Origin of the sequence: Gordonia sp. DT218 (genome assembly GCF_049847105.1) — a bacterium.
Classification (GTDB): domain Bacteria; phylum Actinomycetota; class Actinomycetes; order Mycobacteriales; family Mycobacteriaceae; genus Gordonia.
The window spans coordinates 41,463-56,590 of record NZ_JBNCNS010000004.1; the positions used below are offsets into that span (position 1 = coordinate 41,463).

Sequence of the window (15,128 nt, forward strand, 5' to 3'; positions counted from 1 at the left end):
TCAGTCGAGGACTGTCGCGCGGCGCGGGTCAGTACGCCGAGTTGACGTTGTCCATTGATCCGTAGGTCTGCGCTGCGTAGTTGCAGGCGGCGACGATGTTCGAGACCGGGTCCCACACGTCGAACTTGGTGCCCTGCACGTGGTAGGTGGCGAAGGTCGGATCGATCATCTGCAGCAGCCCCTTGGACGGGATGCCTGCGGCGGCATTCGAGTCGTACAGGTTGATGGCCTGCGGATTGCCGGTCGACTCGCGCATGATATTCCGCATGATCCCGTCATAGCTGGCCGGAATGTTGTTCTTGGCCAGGATGTCGAGGGACTGGCGGACCCAGCCGTCGAGGTTGTTCGCGTACACAGGCGCGGGCGCCGGGGCAGGGGCAGGCGCCGGCTTGGGTGCCACCACAGGTGCCGGAGCAGGCGTCGGCGCTGGCTTGGGCTTGGTCGCCGTGCTGGTGTCGGCCACCGCTTCGATGCGCTTGTCCGACGCGGCTGCGGCGGCATGGTGCTGCTTCTCTGCCTGAGCGGGCTCGGCGTTGCTGATCGAGCCGACGGTGACCACCGCGGTGACCGCGAGGGTGGCAGCGCCGACCGCGTGAGCGAAGCGCTTACGGGACATGCTGCGGGCATGCTTCAACGATGTGGAGATGACGAACATGAGATTGGATTCCTGATGCGTTGTGCGGCCGGTCTGTCGGCCGACAGCGGACAACCTCCGACGCGCGAGAGCGCACCGGCAACGTGGATGCCGCTGTGAATGGACTTGTTCTGACTGCGGGACGATGCCGTCCCGGACGCATGACGCACCGACCCATCCGGATTCAGGGTCTGGCCCGAGCTTCGCTCAGACGGCCACGGTGGCGGTCTTGGCCCCGATAGCCGACGCGAGGCCGCGGGTTGCGCATGCGGGCTTGATCCGCATAGCTACTCGACTTTCTCGTGCTGCACAGACTCAACGTCTGTTGTCGTGGCAGATCACAGATTGATATACAAACCTGAGAAAAACCCAAATACGGACACCGAGAAGACGCCTCATGCGCACCACCGGCCCGTGACACCCTGTGCCAAAACCCTATGTGCGCTGGTCTTTCATCGATTCAGAGGCGCGTGAGCCGTCTCACAAATCTTGTCAAGAGAAAACGCCGATTCGAGGCGAATTCGTTACCAATAGCCGGCGTCCATGCACTCGCCGATGGCCGCCGTCAGCTCTGCTGCGGCAGCGCTTGCATAACTCTGGTGACCCGTGCAGCGGCATCGAGCACGCCGTCCACTTTTTCGTCGAGCGCCGCCCCCCTGAACGACTCGACTCGGCCACCGATGCTGATCGACGCCACCATCGCTCCGGCACGGCCGAAGATGGGCGCAGCCACGGCAGCCACTCCGGCCAGATAGTCAGAATCGCTGACCGAGTACCCGGCGTCCCGCACGCCGTCGAGATGCGCGGTGAGGCGATCGACGTCGGTGAGAGTCCGGTCCGTGAATGCCTGCAAACCATTGCGAATCCATTGCGCGCGAATCTCCTCCGAGTTGGCGAGCATGACGATCGGCCCGGCGGCGGCGTGGTAGGGCATCACCGATCCGATGTTGATCCCGGCGACGATGAGCGGATTGTTGCCCTCGAGCCGGTCGATGCACACAGCTCCCTGATCCGCAGGGACCATCAAATACGCGGTGTCTCCGAAGGCTTCGGCCAACTGGACCATCAATGGCCTTGCCGCCGAACGGATGTCCAGCTTGATCAATGCTGCCGACCCGACCTCGAACACCGGCATCGCAACCCGATACGCACCCTCGCCGGTCCGAGCAACCCAGCCGGCGTGGATCAATGTCGCCATCAGGCGATGGACCGTGGTCTTGTTCATGCCACTGGCCGCGGTCAGTTCGTTCAGCGTCCACACCGGGCGGTCGGCACCAAAGTGCTCGAGCAGCGCGCAGGCCTTCAGAACAGCTCCTACGACTTCCCTGCCGGCGTGCGATTCGGGCTCGATTGGCGAGGCCACTGACGGTGCTCACTTCCGTTGGACGCAGATCGGTGTCGACATCATACGAACAGAGTCGGAACCGAATGGGTTGACATGTGACCCATGCCACCTTACCGTCCATATCGAGATGCGAAACGCATTCCGCATTACGAAACGGAGACGATCACGTTGGACACTCCAACTCTCAAGGACCTCACCTCGCGCGGCATCGTCTATGCACCCGGAGTGTGGGACGGGCTGACCGCCCGTCTCGCCGACCAGGCAGGATTCAGCGCCCTCTGTGCATCTGGATTTGCCATCTCCGCGGCGTTGGGCCTCCCCGACGCCGAGCTCTATACGATGTCCGAGAACCTGCAGGCCGTCCGGACCATCGGGGAAGCGTCACAGTTACCCCTGGTCGCGGACATCGACACCGGGTACGGCAACGCGGTCAATGCGGCGCGGACCGCCGGAAAGTTCGTCGATGCGGGAGTACAGGGAATGTTCATGGAGGACCAGGTCTCCCCCAAGTCATGCCCGATCTGTGTCGGCGACCCCGTCGATCTCATCAGCGTCACCGAAGCGACCGGCAAGATCCGAGCGGTCCGCGACTCGATCCCGGATCACGTACTACTCATCGCCCGTACGGACGCCCGCGGCGACGATGCCATTCGGCGTGCACAAGCGTATGTGGACGCGGGAGCGGACATGATCATGCCGGTCACCAAGACGTTCGAGACCATCGACGAGTGGGAGCGCTGCCACAACGAGGTGGGCGTGCCGCTCATGGCCACGCTCACCGCATCGACCTGGACCGAACGCGACTTCACGCCCGAGGTCCTCGACCGGATCGGTGTCCGCCTGGCCCTGCTCCCGACCCAGGTGCTCATGGCGGCCACCGGTGCGGCGCGAGAAGCACTCCGGCGACTCGCCTCGGGCGAACCACCCGCCGAGGTGAGCAAGGACGCTCTCGCGCACCATGAGTTCGTCGAACTGATCGGTTTTCCCGAGGTGGAAGCCATGCAGCGCAAGTACCTTCCCAGCGAAGCGAGCCGGTGATCGCCATGGGCCAGACGATGACCGAGAAGATCCTCGGACGTACCACCGGAAGGGAGTCGGTCCGCGCCGGCGACAACCACGCGGTGCGCCCCGCGCGGATGATCGCCTACGACTTCCCCGGCTACACCGACGTCATGTTCCGGCAGATGCGCGATGATTTCGGCATCACGGAACTGGCCGATCCGGATCGCTACATCGTGTTCATCGACCACATGTTGACGAAGAAGAACGACAAAGAGGCCGAGGTTCATCAGGTCACCCGCGACTGGTGCGAGTTCTACGGCATCGAGCTACACGAGGGACGCGGCATCGGCCACCAGCTGACAGCCGAACTCGGACTGGCGATTCCGGGTGATTTCTTGGTGCACTTCGACGGTCACATCAGCGGGGTCGGAGCGTTCGGCGCCCTCGGATGGGGAATTCGCCGTGATCTCATCGAGGCCTGGGTCACCGGGCAGTTGTTCGTCGACATTCCGGCGACGACGCGATTCGATCTGATCGGCGAGTTCCCGCCCGGCGTGGACAGCCGCGACCTCGTTCACTCGATCATCGAATTGGTCGGCGCCGACGGGTGCGCCCATCAGGTGATGGAATTCGGTGGGCCGGGAGCGAAGTCGATGAAGATCGACCACCGGCAGGGGCTGTGCGGCATGGCGATGTTCACCGGGGCGGTGTCGGCGATCTTCGAACCCGACGAAACCTCTTTGGCATATGCGAAAGACGTCGCGCGACGTGATTTCGACCCCGTCTATCCCGACGCCGACGCCTTCTACGCGGCACGACACACGATCGATCTCGCCACCCTGACACCTCGCGTCGTCGAACCGGGTTCGGCCCGCGTCGCGAACACCAAGACGGCGAAGGAACTCGCGGGCACGCCGATCACGAAGGCCTTCATCGGCTCGTGCGCAAGTGGTCGAATCGAGGACTTGCGCGCGGCTGCAATGGTTCTCGATGGACGAACCGTGGCACCCGGGGTGGAGCTGAACGTTGTTCCGACATCTCAGCGGGTCTACGAGCAAGCCGAAGAAGAAGGGATCCTCGATGTGCTCCGCGCCTCGGGCGCGAACATCGCGGTTTCCAGCTGCGACTTCTGCTTCGGCTATCAGAAGCCCCTGCAACCCGGAGAGAACTGCATCTCGACCGGCGTGCTGAACATTTCCGGCCGTATGGGGAGCTCGGACGCCAACATCTACATGGGCTCACCGTTCACCGTCGCAGCGAGCGCGCTGCGTGGCTCGATACAGGAGTCCGTGCAATGAGCGCCTATCCACCGCCCCCGGACATCATCGAGGGAAAGGTCGCCTGGATCTTCGGCGACGACTTCGACATCGACCTCGTGGTCGGGGTCTCCAACATCAAGTCGTACGACCCCGATCATCTCCGGTCGGTGTGTATGAAGGCCTATGACCCCGGGTTTGTCGATCGAGTTCGGCAGGGCGACATCATCATCGGCGGTCGCAACTTCGGATATGGGCATCCTCACTACCCGCCGATGGTGGCGCTCCGCAATGCCGGCATCGCAGCCATCGTCGCGGAATCGTTCTCACCCGGCTTCTGGCGCGGTGAGACATTCAACGGGATGCCGCTCATCACGATCCCCGGCGTATCGACCGCCGTGGCGATCGACGATGCGGTGACGCTGGATTGGCGCGCCGCCACATTGCGTACGTCTGACGGCGCCGAAGTGGTCGGCACGCCGCCGAATGCCCGAACCGTCCAGGTCATCGAGGCCGGCGGCTCGTATGAGCTCCTACTCGCCGAACACTCCCGCGAACATCAAGGACAGATGCAATGACCAACGTAGAGCAACCCATTCGCACCCACGGGGGTGCCGGCGAGCCTGCCGGTGGGATGTCGCCACAGAGATCGAAGACGATGGCCCGGCGTGCTGCCATTGCCGGCGGCGTCGGCACACTCATCGAGTACTACGACTTCGCGGTGTACGGATTCCTCGCCGTCACCATCGCGCCGCTGTTCTTCCCCTCGGAATCTTCCGGTGCATCGATCCTGGCCACCCTCGCCGTCTTCGGTGTCGCCTACGTCGCACGCCCACTCGGCGGCATCTTCTTCGGACGGCTCGGGGACCGGCGCGGACGCCGGTCCGCCTTGGTCATCACTGTTGTCTGCATGGGCGTCGCGTGCGGCATCCTCGGCGTACTGCCCACGCACTCCTCCGTCGGCGTGATCGCACCGATACTGCTGGTGATCGTACGACTCGCACAAGGCTTCTCAGCGGGTGGCGAGGTCGGCGGCGCGGCCACATACATCGCCGAATCGGCGCCGCCGAACCGCCGCGGATTCTTCGGTTCGTTCACACCGATCGGGTCGACTCTGGGTTTTGCCGTCGCCGCGTCGGTCGTCGGCATCGTCGCCTTCCTCACGACCGACGAGCAGATGGACGCATGGGGTTGGCGCATCCCGTTCCTGCTCGCGCTGCCCCTCGCACTGATCTGCCTCCGTGTGCGATTGAAGCTGGAGGACACCCCCGAATTCGAGGAGATGGCCGACAAGGAGGAAGTCACCAAGAGTCCGCTTCTCGATGTCCTCAGGAAGAATCCGGTCTCCGTTCTCCAAGTCGTGGGCGTGGCGATCGCGATGAACGGCTCGGGCTACATCGGATTGACGTACTTCAGTGTCTATCTCATCAACGATCTCGGCTTCTCGAAGGATGCTGTCTACTGGACATCCGCGATCAGCATTGCCTTGGCATGCGCCACGTTCCCTCTCAGTGGGATGTTGACGGACAGGTTCGGGCGCAAACCCGTTCTGGCAGGGGGCTATATCGCCTATCTCGTGATAGCGGCGCCGGCGTTCATGATCTTGGGCGCCACGGCGAGCGTCGTCGTCGTCGGGTTGGTGTACTTCGTGTACATGGTCCTCAACGGTGTCGTCCAGGTACCGGCGTTTCCGATGTTCACCGAACTGTTTCCGCGCACGGTCCGATACACCGGCGTGTCATTGGGATTCAACATCGGAACCATCGCCGCAGGCGGGACCGCGCCCTATGTGGCTGCTCAGCTGGTCGAATCCACCGGAAGCGGTATGTCCCCGGCCTACTGGGTGATCGGCGTGTGCATCATCGGACTCCTGACCGTTCTGACGATCCGCGAAACCGGCAAGACCGCACTCCCGACGTGACCCCGGACGACCGAAGTCTGAGGCACCGGTACACCTGCCGGGCAACCTGGAGAAGAAGATGAGCAGTGACATGACACCGGACCATGAGCCACCGTGGTTCGCTCTCTACCCGAAGGAACTGTCTCCCGGTCTCGAGCCGCGTTTCGCCACTCTCACCGAGGCGTGGGAGTGGCGCGTGGGCGAGGAACCCGACGCGGCGGCTCTGGTGTATTTCGATGCGGTCCTCAGTGTCCGAGAGACCGACGCGCTCGCCGATGCGCTGGCCGCCGTGTTGTCCGAACGCGGAGTGGGCCACGGCGACCGGGTAGGTATCCACCTGCAGAACATCCCCCAGTACGCGCTCATTCTGATCGCGCTCTGGAAACTGGGTGGGGTCGCATTGTTGCTCAATCCCATGTACCGGGGCCGCGAGCTCACCACCCTGCTCGCCGACGCCGAGCCCGTCGGGATCATCACCACCGACCGCGACGTCGACGGTGTGCGCGAGAGCGCCGCCGGGACACCGGTTCGGTGGGTGTTGGGTACGGCCGAGTCGGATGTTCAATCACGCAACGATCCACGGGTTTTCCGGCCGGGGATGGCCGATACCGCACGCTCCGACAATGATTTGATGACGTTGATCGGAGAGCGGATCGGAAGCCGCCCACCGAGGGTCGCAGTGAGCGGCGACGATCTGGCGTTCCTCGCCTACACGTCCGGCACGACCGGACCACCGAAGGGTGCGATGAACTCGCACGCCAATGTGCTCGCGGTGACGACGAGTTTTGCCGGAATCGCCGGTATCAGACCCGGCGACGTCGTATTCGCACTCGCACCGCTGTTCCACATCACCGGAGCGGTCATCATCGGTTCGCTGGCATTATCCGAGCAGACCGCGCTGGTGTTCACCGGGCGCTTCCAGGTCGACACCGCGCTCGACGCATTCCGCGAACACTCGGTGACCTACACCATCGGCTCCATCACCGCATTCATTGCCATGATGAACTCCGAGCACGCCACCGCAGCGCATTTCGCCACCATCAAGGCACTTTTCAGCGGGGGTGCTCCCGTTCCGCCCAGCACGGTCACCAGGTTCCACGAACGTTTCGGGCCATACATCCACAACGCATACGGGATGACGGAGACATCGTCGGGAGTCATCGCGGTACCTCCCGGAACCAGCGCTCCCGTCGATGAGACCAGTGGAACGCTGTCGATCGGTGTCCCGCTCCCTGGCGTCGAAGTCCAGATCGTCGACACCGACGGCCGTCCGCTGCCGCCCGGCGGACAGGGCGAACTCGTCCTCATCGGACCACAGGTGATTCGCGGATACTGGCGCAACGCGGACGCATCGGAGGCAACCATGCCTGCAGGTCGGCTCCACACCGGAGACAGCGCGATCTCTGATGCGCAGGGCTGGATCTACCTTGTCGATCGGATCAAGGACCAGATCAACGTGTCGGGTTACAAGGTGTGGCCGCGCGAGGTGGAGGACGTCCTCTACGAGCATCCCGCGGTACTCGAGGCGGCCGTGGTCGGGATCCCTGACGAGTATCAGGGCGAATCCGTCGCCGCGTACGTCTCCCTCAAGGACGGACAGACCGCCGACGGCGACGAGCTCGTGACTTTCGCACGAGATCGACTTGCGCCTTACAAAAGACCCCGAGCTGTGCAGATCATCGCGGAGCTGCCGAAGACGCAGTCCGGAAAGATTCGACGGCGGGCGCTGCGCGACACGGAGTCCACCCCGACCTGACGTCGACGACCGGGTAGGTGCGATCTGCTTCGACACGGACATGTTTCGGGCAGGTCTGATCGACAAGGGGATCCCGACCGATCAGCGTTATTGGCTGCGTGTCTGGGCCGGCCGCGGCCTGTTCTGGGTCCGGGTCTGGGTCTGGGGTGACCAGGCACTGCCCTTCGTACTCGACGGCTCTCCTGTCGGCGGCGTCGCCACTGCACCTGCTCATCGGGGGCCCGGTACCCTGGGTACGCACCCCGGCGCGGCGTGCGTTGACGGCCCTCGACGACACCCCTGATCGCCGGGACCGATGGTGTTCACAGATCTGTCGCGCGGGTCCGTTCCGGTGGCGGACCGACGAATTCGAGGTCGAGATCGGCGGCCGCGGCGCCGAGTTTTGCCATCATGTCGCCGGGGTTGATCAGTCCCTCGGTGTGCACCACGTCGTCGGTGTTCTCACCGGTCACGTCGAAGAACTTCTCGAAGACATCCGAGGTGAGCATGCCGAGCATCTTGGTGTTGTGCGCATCGAAGGCGAAGCTGTGGATGGTCCCGGCAGGCGCATGTAGATAGTCCCCGGCGGTCAGCAATGTCTCGACACCGTTGGCGTACAACCAGACTCGGCCGGACATGACAAAGAAGTTCTCGGTGTGCTGCCGGTGGAAGTGCTGCGGTATGTACGGGAGTTTGCCACCCAGCGTCAGTACCGAGAAGTATCGGCCGCCGGTGGTGCGGCCGCGGGCACCGTAGGCATTGATGGAGTCGGGCCACGCACGACGATCCCCGGTGTGCGCGCGCAGGAAGTAGCCGTCGACGCCGTCGGGCAGGACCTCGTCCCACGCGTCACTCGCAGAGACGAGAGGCAGATCGTGCAGCAACGCGGCAGACGGTGCGAACAGTTGCTCCGGCGATTGACGCACACCGGCCGTTCCATCAGCCGAATACACCCGGGACGCCACCTCGCCTCCCGAGTTCGCCAGTGCATCAAGCGCTCCGCCGGGTGCGGACCAGAACAGGAGTTTGGTCATGTGGCCGAGCATCCGGTAGGCGACGGGGGTGCCGGGTGGGACGTGAACGGAGTCTCCCGGGGTGAGGATGCGGCTCTCGCCCGGCAGCCAGAACTGGACGCACCCGTCGAACACGTAATAGGAGCGCTGATGATCGGGCAGGCTGTGGAATCCGGCTCCCGCACCGCGCGGGCCGAGAATGAAAGCGGCATCGAATAATCCGCCAGTGTCGGCAGCGCGGGCGATGACCGTCCACAGCTGATTGTCGACCTCGTACCGCAGCCCCTCCCCACCGGCGAGACGGTAGGGAACGGCCTCTCCGGGCAGGGCATCGATGACGGGGGCGAGCTGGTGGATGGCGCTGAGGTCTGCCGGGGAGGTCATCTGTTGTCTCCTGAGTTGATGGTGGTCTGGTCGGTGCTGATGGCGAGGTGTCGAGTGAAGAAATCACCGATGTCGTCGAACCCGAAGTGGGTGCGCTCTTCGGTGCGTTCCGGCCCTCGCGCCGACAGGTGGCGGGCCGGCGCAGGTCCTTCGGAATCGAGCCGCCCATTGTCCATCACCGGCGGGGATGGGACGTCAGATCTGTTGGGGGGATTGAGGAATCCATGCTGGTAGTCATCGACCAGGTACAGGTCGACCTCGACTCCCGCCTCGGCGAGCGCCTCGTACAGGAGGAGGCTGTGCTGGTGGTCGACCAGCACGTCGCCCGTGCCATGGGAGATCTGGAACGGCGGGGCGTCGGAGGTGACGAAGTAGAGCGGGCTGGCGTCCCGCGCGGCGACAGGAAGGTCAGCCGGGTCACCACCGATCAGTCGGCCCTCGGGCGTCTCGGCCGCCGACGTGACTCCCGGCAACGGCACACCCGGCGCGACATCACCATCGACCAGAGTCGACGGCCCGTACGATTCGGCGACGGCCTGCACAGCTGCATCCCCGTCGGCAGCGTCCTCCCCGGGTAGCTCCGAGACCGCGGAGAGCAGGCCGGCCAGTGTGGCGAGGTGCCCGCCGGCCGATGCGCCCCAGACACCGATACGGGCGGGGTCGAGTCCGAGTTCCCCGGCATTCATGCGGAGATGACGAATGGCAGCACGCACATCATGGAGCTGGGCCGGGAACAACTCATCGCCGGACAACCGGTAGTCGATACTCGCCATGGCGAACCCGCGCGCACAGAAGTGGCCGCTCAGATCCGGGCACAGCGTCCGGTCGCCGGTGAACCAACCGCCGCCATGGACGAACACGATGACCGGCGCGGGTATGGACTGCGCCGGTCTGACCAGATCGAGGTGTAACTCGCCGGAGGCACGCCGTGCGTAGATCACGTCGCGATGGTGGGGGGACTCAATCGTGGGACTCACGCCGTCCAGTCTGTGAGCAGAGCCCGATCGGAGTCCACATGGAAATGTCACATGATCATTCGGGACAGCCTCATGATCGATGCGACCAGCGCCTCGCGGGGCTGCGCTGTCACTCTGCCGCAGGCGCCGGTGGTCCATCCCGATGCGCGGAGACCTCTACGGCGAGTCGTGCGAACGCATCGATCAGTTCGTCGGTCCTGGACGCCTGGTAGCAGAGGAATGTCGTCACCGGCGGAAGGTCGGCGACGGGTATGTAGCGCAGGCCGGGCCGGGCATACGTAGTGGCGGCCCCGGAGCCGCAGATGTTCACCCCGACGCCCGCGGCGCACAGTTGCAGGACCTCTTCGAAGTGCGCAGCGAGCGGGAGGATCGTCGGGCGCTTGCCTCCCGGACGCGGATCGACGAACCACTCCTGGGTCCCGCCGAGCTCGCGGATGCCGATGAAGGTCTCGTCGTCGGTCTCGGCCAGACTCAGTGACTCGCAGCCCGCGAATCGATGCCCCTCGTGAACCACCAGGACCCGATCTTCCGACCACAGCGGCGTCACCACCAGCCCATCGACGTCAGGGATCTGCGGACTGAACATCAGCGCGACGTCGACCTGCCCATCCTGCACTGCAGAGAGTGGCTCCGTCAGCCCGAGGCTGCGGATCTGCCATTCGACGTCGGGGTACCGCTCTACGACTGCTGCGAGCACTGCATTGCTGAGTTCACTCGCTGCTGCGATGCCGATCCGAAAAGTTCGTCGCGGCTCGCGCCCCTTGTCGATCCACCCGACGACATCGTCCATCGCCGCCACGGCGGTACGGGCCATCGGCAACAGTTCGGCGCCCCGTGCGGTGAGTTCGACGTGCCGGGAGGTCCGCTCGAACAACGGCTCGCCCACCCGTCTCTCGAGTTGCTGGATCTGCTGACTCAGCGATGGCGGCGAGATGTGCAGCCGCTCGGCGGCGCGAGTGAAGTGAAGCTCGTCGGCAACTGCGAGGAAGTACCGCAGGTGCGCGGCGGTGAGATCCACGATGACCTCCTACCTGGGCGGACACCGAACAGTGTGGCATACCGGCGGTCCGGCGAAAACTGCCGTCCACCTCGCGAATCCCACGATTCGGCCCTTCCGATTGGTGCAGAGTGGTTGTCACATGCACTCATCGAGGAGCGACCATGGTCAACTGGGACGGCGATCGTTATGCGGACGTCAGCGCTCTGCAGCGCATGGTCGCCGAGGCATCGATCGCCGGTCTCGAGATCGCGGGCGATGAGCGGCTCCTCGACGTCGGCTGCGGCGACGGGTTCATCACCATGCAACTGGCCGACCGGCTGCCTGCGGGATCGGTTGTCGGCGTCGACGCATCACGACTGATGATCGACAAGGCCCGCACCCGTGTCCCACCCGATGAGCTCCGTGTCCAGTTCCACGTCGACGACGTCCTGGCGCTGCCGTTCGAGCGCGACTTCGACATCGCGGTCTCCTTCAACATGCTGCACTGGGTTCACGATCAGCCCGCGGCATTGACGCAGATCGCGCGCAGCCTGGACGACGGCGGACGCGCGGTGATCCAGATCGTCTGCGCCACCGAGCGTCGCAGCATCGAAGACGTGGCGATGGACGTGGCCGCCCTGCCACGCTGGCAGCACTACTTCACCGACTTCGAGCCGCCCTACCTGCACGTCACTCCGGATCAGTTTCGCGAGTCCGCCACGTCGGCCGGATTCAACGTCTCCGACATCGAGATCACCTACCTGCGTTGGCAGTTCGAGTCGATCGATGCCTTCACCCAGTGGTTCACCGTCGGCGCCACCGACTGGACCAGCCGTCTACCCGACGACTCGGTGAAACCCTTCGCCGACGAGGTCATCGAGCGATATCAGGAATCCACCGCAGAGACGGCAGTGTTCCTGTTCGGTCAGATGCGGGTGGGGTTGGAGCTGGGCTGACGGCGCCGGCCGCGGCTCAGTCGACCCGCGTAATGGCCGGCACCTCGTAGTCACCACGCAGAACCGCAGGGTCCGGTTCGTACATCCGGAGCACCGGGCGGAACTCACCGCTGGGGGCCGGCAGCCAGTTCGCGGTGTCGTCGGGGGCCACGTTGCTGATCACGATCGTCAAGGAACCATCGGCACCGTAAGTCAGTCCCGGGGTCCGGTCGCCGATCGAGTATCGATTGAGCGGGTTGTCCACCAGATAGAAGTTGGGAACGTCATACATGGTCAACGACCAGAATGCTCCGACCGGCGGCGTGGGATTCAAAGTTATTGTGTACCTGCGGCTTCCCACCAGCTGGACGCCTCGGTCGTCGACGTAGGTCATGATGTACGCGGCCTCGTAGGGATGGTTGCCCCACAGTCCGCCCTTGGCAGCGGCTGCCCGTTCGATGATTCGAAGCCTCGGGTCGGCCATCTTGAACTGCGGGTCGTCGAGCGCACCGACCTCGAAGTAGTCGAGGTTGTAGTCGAACGCATGGTAGGTCAGCTTCCACCCGTTGACCTCGGGACTCGATCCGGACATCAACGCCTTCTGCAGATTCCGCTCACCGGCGTCGATACCCGCCACGAGCTCCGCGGCGAAGTCGTGATCCGCATCGGCATACGGCGATGCCTCGCCGGGGTCCCCGATCCCGACCTCAGCCAGGCCCCGCTCGATCTCGACGTCCCGAGGCGCGGGCGGGTAGGCCTGCGACCAGAGTCGGAGCTTCTCGAAGTACCGCAGTTCGTTGGGAACCTCGGCGGACGGCGCCGGTAGGCCCTCAGGCTCGGCGTCGCGATCGAGCGGAGTGAGAGTTGTGACGTCTTGGAGCGCATGAACAAGCGCCAGGTCATCGCCTCCTGCACAGGCCCACCGGCCGACGATCGACCCAACCGTGGTCGGGAAGTGGATCAGGGTCTCGTCGGCCTCGACGGTTCCGTCATATCCCGGAGGGACCAGCAAAAAGCCGCCCTCCGCGGTGCCGGTGGCACGATGGCCGACATAGGCAAAATTGTTCGTCCACGCATCGACGAATTGCAGAACGTAATAACGGCCGTCCGTGTCGGGAACTCGCAGTCGTACGGGCCCGACCGACAAATCGATCTGGGCCATCGAATACAGCGTGTCGTTGTTGATCGTGACGAAGGTGTCGGCTGGTCCTGCAAGAGTCCGGGCGTGACTGAAGGTGTTGAACGGCCGTGCCGGATTTGCCCCTACGCCTTCGGTCACATATCGGGTGACCTGATCTAGGTTGAATACCAGCGGGAATCCGTAGATATAGGCATTCGCGGCAACATCTGCCACCGACTGATCCGTCACCTGCATCACCCATGCTTTCCGTGCTGACCCCGCCTCGTGCCAATCGTGCCACAGTGGGCGCGCTCCCGCAGCGGCCCTTTCACAACCTTTCCGACTCCGTTGCGGGGCAGGGTCTCCACGAAATACACGTCCTTCGGACACTTGAAACCGGCAAGGTTCAGTCGGCAGTACGCAAGGAGATCGTCCGCCGTCGCCTGCGCCTCACCGGTCCCGGTGACCACGAACGCAATCGGAACCTCTCCCCAACGGGGATCGTCGCATCCCACCACCGCGACCTCGCGCACCGTGGGATGTTCGGCCATCACGCGCTCGATCTCGGCGGGGTAGACATTCTCGCCGCCGCTGATGATCATGTCCTTCGTACGTCCGACGATGCTGAGATAGCCATCGCAGTCCACCGATCCCAGGTCGCCGCTGCGATACCAGCCATCCGATGTCCACGACGCCGCTGTCGCCTCCGGGTCACGCCAGTAGCCACGAACCAGACTCTCGCCACGGATCTGCAACTCGCCGGGTTCGCCTGGGGCCGCGGGTTTTCCGTCGGTGGTGATGATCCGCACCTCCCAGCCCTGTGTGATCCGACCGGCGGTGGCCAGCGTAGGGCTGTCCGTCCGATGGTCCTCGGGGCGGAGCACGGTGAGAAATCCCTGTAGCTCGGTACTGCCGTAGATCTGGCGGAACCGTCGACAGATCGTCGCCTGCGCCCGGATCAGGAGCGCGGGTGTGATCGGTGCCGCACCGTACTGGACCTCGATGAGACTCGACATGTCGGCGCCCCGCCTGCGGCCTTCGAGTGCATCGACGAGGATCTCGAGCACCGCGGGTGCCGCCGTGAAGAAATTGATCCGCTGGTCCGCGACCGCATCGATGACCCGATCGACATCGAACTCTCGATGAACCGTGAGGCTCCCGCCCGTGAGGAAGCACTGCATCGCCTGGGCGAGGCCGGCGAGGTGGAACAGCGGCATCATCGCCAGATGGCGTCGTCCGGGACGTTGATCTCCGATCTCGATCGCAAAGCCGGCAAGACTGCGGATGAGAGACCCGTGATCCAACGGGATGACCTTGGGATTGCCTGTCGTTCCGCTGCTGTGCATGAGCACCGCGGTCTCTGCCGCCGCGAGTCGCTGAACCGGTCGGGGACCTGGATCGCCGACGAGGTCGGTGACGGGAACCCATCCGTCCTCACGGCTTCCGTCGACGACGGCCAGCATGTCGCCGATCGTCACCAGCCCGGTGGAGACCGGGTCGGCAAGCACCGCCCGCGGACAGCAGACGTCGAGAATCCGGGTGATCTCGGGTGCCGGCATCCGCCAGTTGAGCAGCAGCGGGATCGCTCCGAGACGCATCAGTGCCAGCACATTCGACAGATACTCCACACTGTTGTGCGCGACGACCCCGACAATGTCACCCGAGCGAACGCCGAGTGCGAACCACCCGCCCGCACGTTCTTCGATTCGTGCGTGAAACTCGCGGTAGGTCAGGCATTGCCGATCATCCCGCACCGCCACGATGTCGGCATCACAGGTGGCGCGCCATTCGATCACATGTAACCAGGTGTGCACAGGGTCTCCTTCAGATACCGCGATGACGACGAGC

General features: G+C 64.3%; 13 protein-coding genes. 6 read left to right on the top strand and 7 right to left on the bottom strand.

The window, feature by feature from the left end:
* Positions 1–28: 28 nt before the first annotated feature.
* A complete protein-coding gene (locus tag ACPXCG_RS15550; RefSeq protein ID WP_425792892.1) occupies positions 29–655 on the bottom strand; it encodes a transglycosylase SLT domain-containing protein in 627 nt (208 codons plus the stop codon).
* Between the two features lie 544 nt (positions 656–1,199).
* Positions 1,200–1,997, bottom strand: a complete 798-nt coding sequence (locus tag ACPXCG_RS15555; protein WP_425792893.1) for an IclR family transcriptional regulator — start codon at positions 1,995–1,997, stop codon at positions 1,200–1,202.
* A gap of 144 nt (positions 1,998–2,141) precedes the next feature.
* On the opposite strand from ACPXCG_RS15555, the gene ACPXCG_RS15560 reads away from it, so the two are divergent.
* The 5 genes from ACPXCG_RS15560 to ACPXCG_RS15580 are packed head-to-tail and all read left to right on the top strand — an operon-like array spanning position 2,142 to position 7,893.
* Positions 2,142–3,017 (top strand): isocitrate lyase/PEP mutase family protein, encoded by an 876-nt coding sequence (locus ACPXCG_RS15560; protein WP_425793457.1) that lies wholly within the window; start codon positions 2,142–2,144, stop codon positions 3,015–3,017.
* Between the two features lie 5 nt (positions 3,018–3,022).
* Entirely contained in the window at positions 3,023–4,279 is a 1,257-nt protein-coding gene (locus tag ACPXCG_RS15565) for a 3-isopropylmalate dehydratase large subunit (protein WP_425792894.1), read from the top strand.
* Positions 4,276–4,815, top strand: coding sequence for a 3-isopropylmalate dehydratase (locus tag ACPXCG_RS15570; protein ID WP_425792895.1), 540 nt, complete (start codon positions 4,276–4,278; stop codon positions 4,813–4,815). The genes ACPXCG_RS15565 and ACPXCG_RS15570 overlap by 4 nt, the downstream gene beginning before the upstream one ends.
* Positions 4,812–6,158 carry an MFS transporter gene (locus ACPXCG_RS15575; RefSeq protein WP_425792896.1) on the top strand — a complete coding sequence of 449 codons (1,347 nt, stop codon included), beginning with the start codon at positions 4,812–4,814 and terminating at the stop codon, positions 6,156–6,158. The genes ACPXCG_RS15570 and ACPXCG_RS15575 overlap by 4 nt, the downstream gene beginning before the upstream one ends.
* 58 nt (positions 6,159–6,216) lie before the next feature.
* Complete coding sequence (locus ACPXCG_RS15580) at positions 6,217–7,893, top strand: class I adenylate-forming enzyme family protein (RefSeq protein WP_425792897.1); 1,677 nt, start codon at positions 6,217–6,219, stop codon at positions 7,891–7,893.
* Positions 7,894–8,195: 302 nt separating this feature from the next.
* Here the strand turns inward: ACPXCG_RS15580 and ACPXCG_RS15585 are convergent, their stop codons facing one another.
* The 3 genes from ACPXCG_RS15585 to ACPXCG_RS15595 all read right to left on the bottom strand — a co-directional run bounded on the left by ACPXCG_RS15585 (position 8,196) and on the right by ACPXCG_RS15595 (position 11,264).
* Positions 8,196–9,269: a quercetin 2,3-dioxygenase gene (locus tag ACPXCG_RS15585; RefSeq protein ID WP_425792898.1), complete on the bottom strand. Its 1,074-nt coding sequence runs from the start codon at positions 9,267–9,269 to the stop codon at positions 8,196–8,198.
* A complete protein-coding gene (locus ACPXCG_RS15590; RefSeq protein WP_425792899.1) occupies positions 9,266–10,246 on the bottom strand; it encodes an alpha/beta hydrolase fold domain-containing protein in 981 nt (326 codons plus the stop codon). Before ACPXCG_RS15590 ends, ACPXCG_RS15585 begins: the two co-directional genes overlap by 4 nt.
* 109 nt (positions 10,247–10,355) lie before the next feature.
* Positions 10,356–11,264, bottom strand: coding sequence for a LysR family transcriptional regulator (locus tag ACPXCG_RS15595; RefSeq protein ID WP_425792900.1), 909 nt, complete (start codon positions 11,262–11,264; stop codon positions 10,356–10,358).
* A 143-nt stretch (positions 11,265–11,407) separates the two neighbouring features.
* Here ACPXCG_RS15595 and ACPXCG_RS15600 point away from each other — a divergent pair, with 143 nt between their 5' ends.
* Positions 11,408–12,181, top strand: coding sequence for a class I SAM-dependent methyltransferase (locus ACPXCG_RS15600; protein ID WP_425792901.1), 774 nt, complete (start codon positions 11,408–11,410; stop codon positions 12,179–12,181).
* A gap of 16 nt (positions 12,182–12,197) precedes the next feature.
* Here ACPXCG_RS15600 and ACPXCG_RS15605 read toward each other — a convergent pair whose 3' ends face one another.
* A complete protein-coding gene (locus ACPXCG_RS15605) occupies positions 12,198–13,535 on the bottom strand; it encodes a DUF1254 domain-containing protein (protein WP_425792902.1) in 1,338 nt (445 codons plus the stop codon).
* Positions 13,535–15,094 carry an AMP-binding protein gene (locus tag ACPXCG_RS15610; protein ID WP_425792903.1) on the bottom strand — a complete coding sequence of 520 codons (1,560 nt, stop codon included), beginning with the start codon at positions 15,092–15,094 and terminating at the stop codon, positions 13,535–13,537. Before ACPXCG_RS15610 ends, ACPXCG_RS15605 begins: the two co-directional genes overlap by 1 nt.
* Between the last annotated feature and the right edge of the window lie 34 nt (positions 15,095–15,128).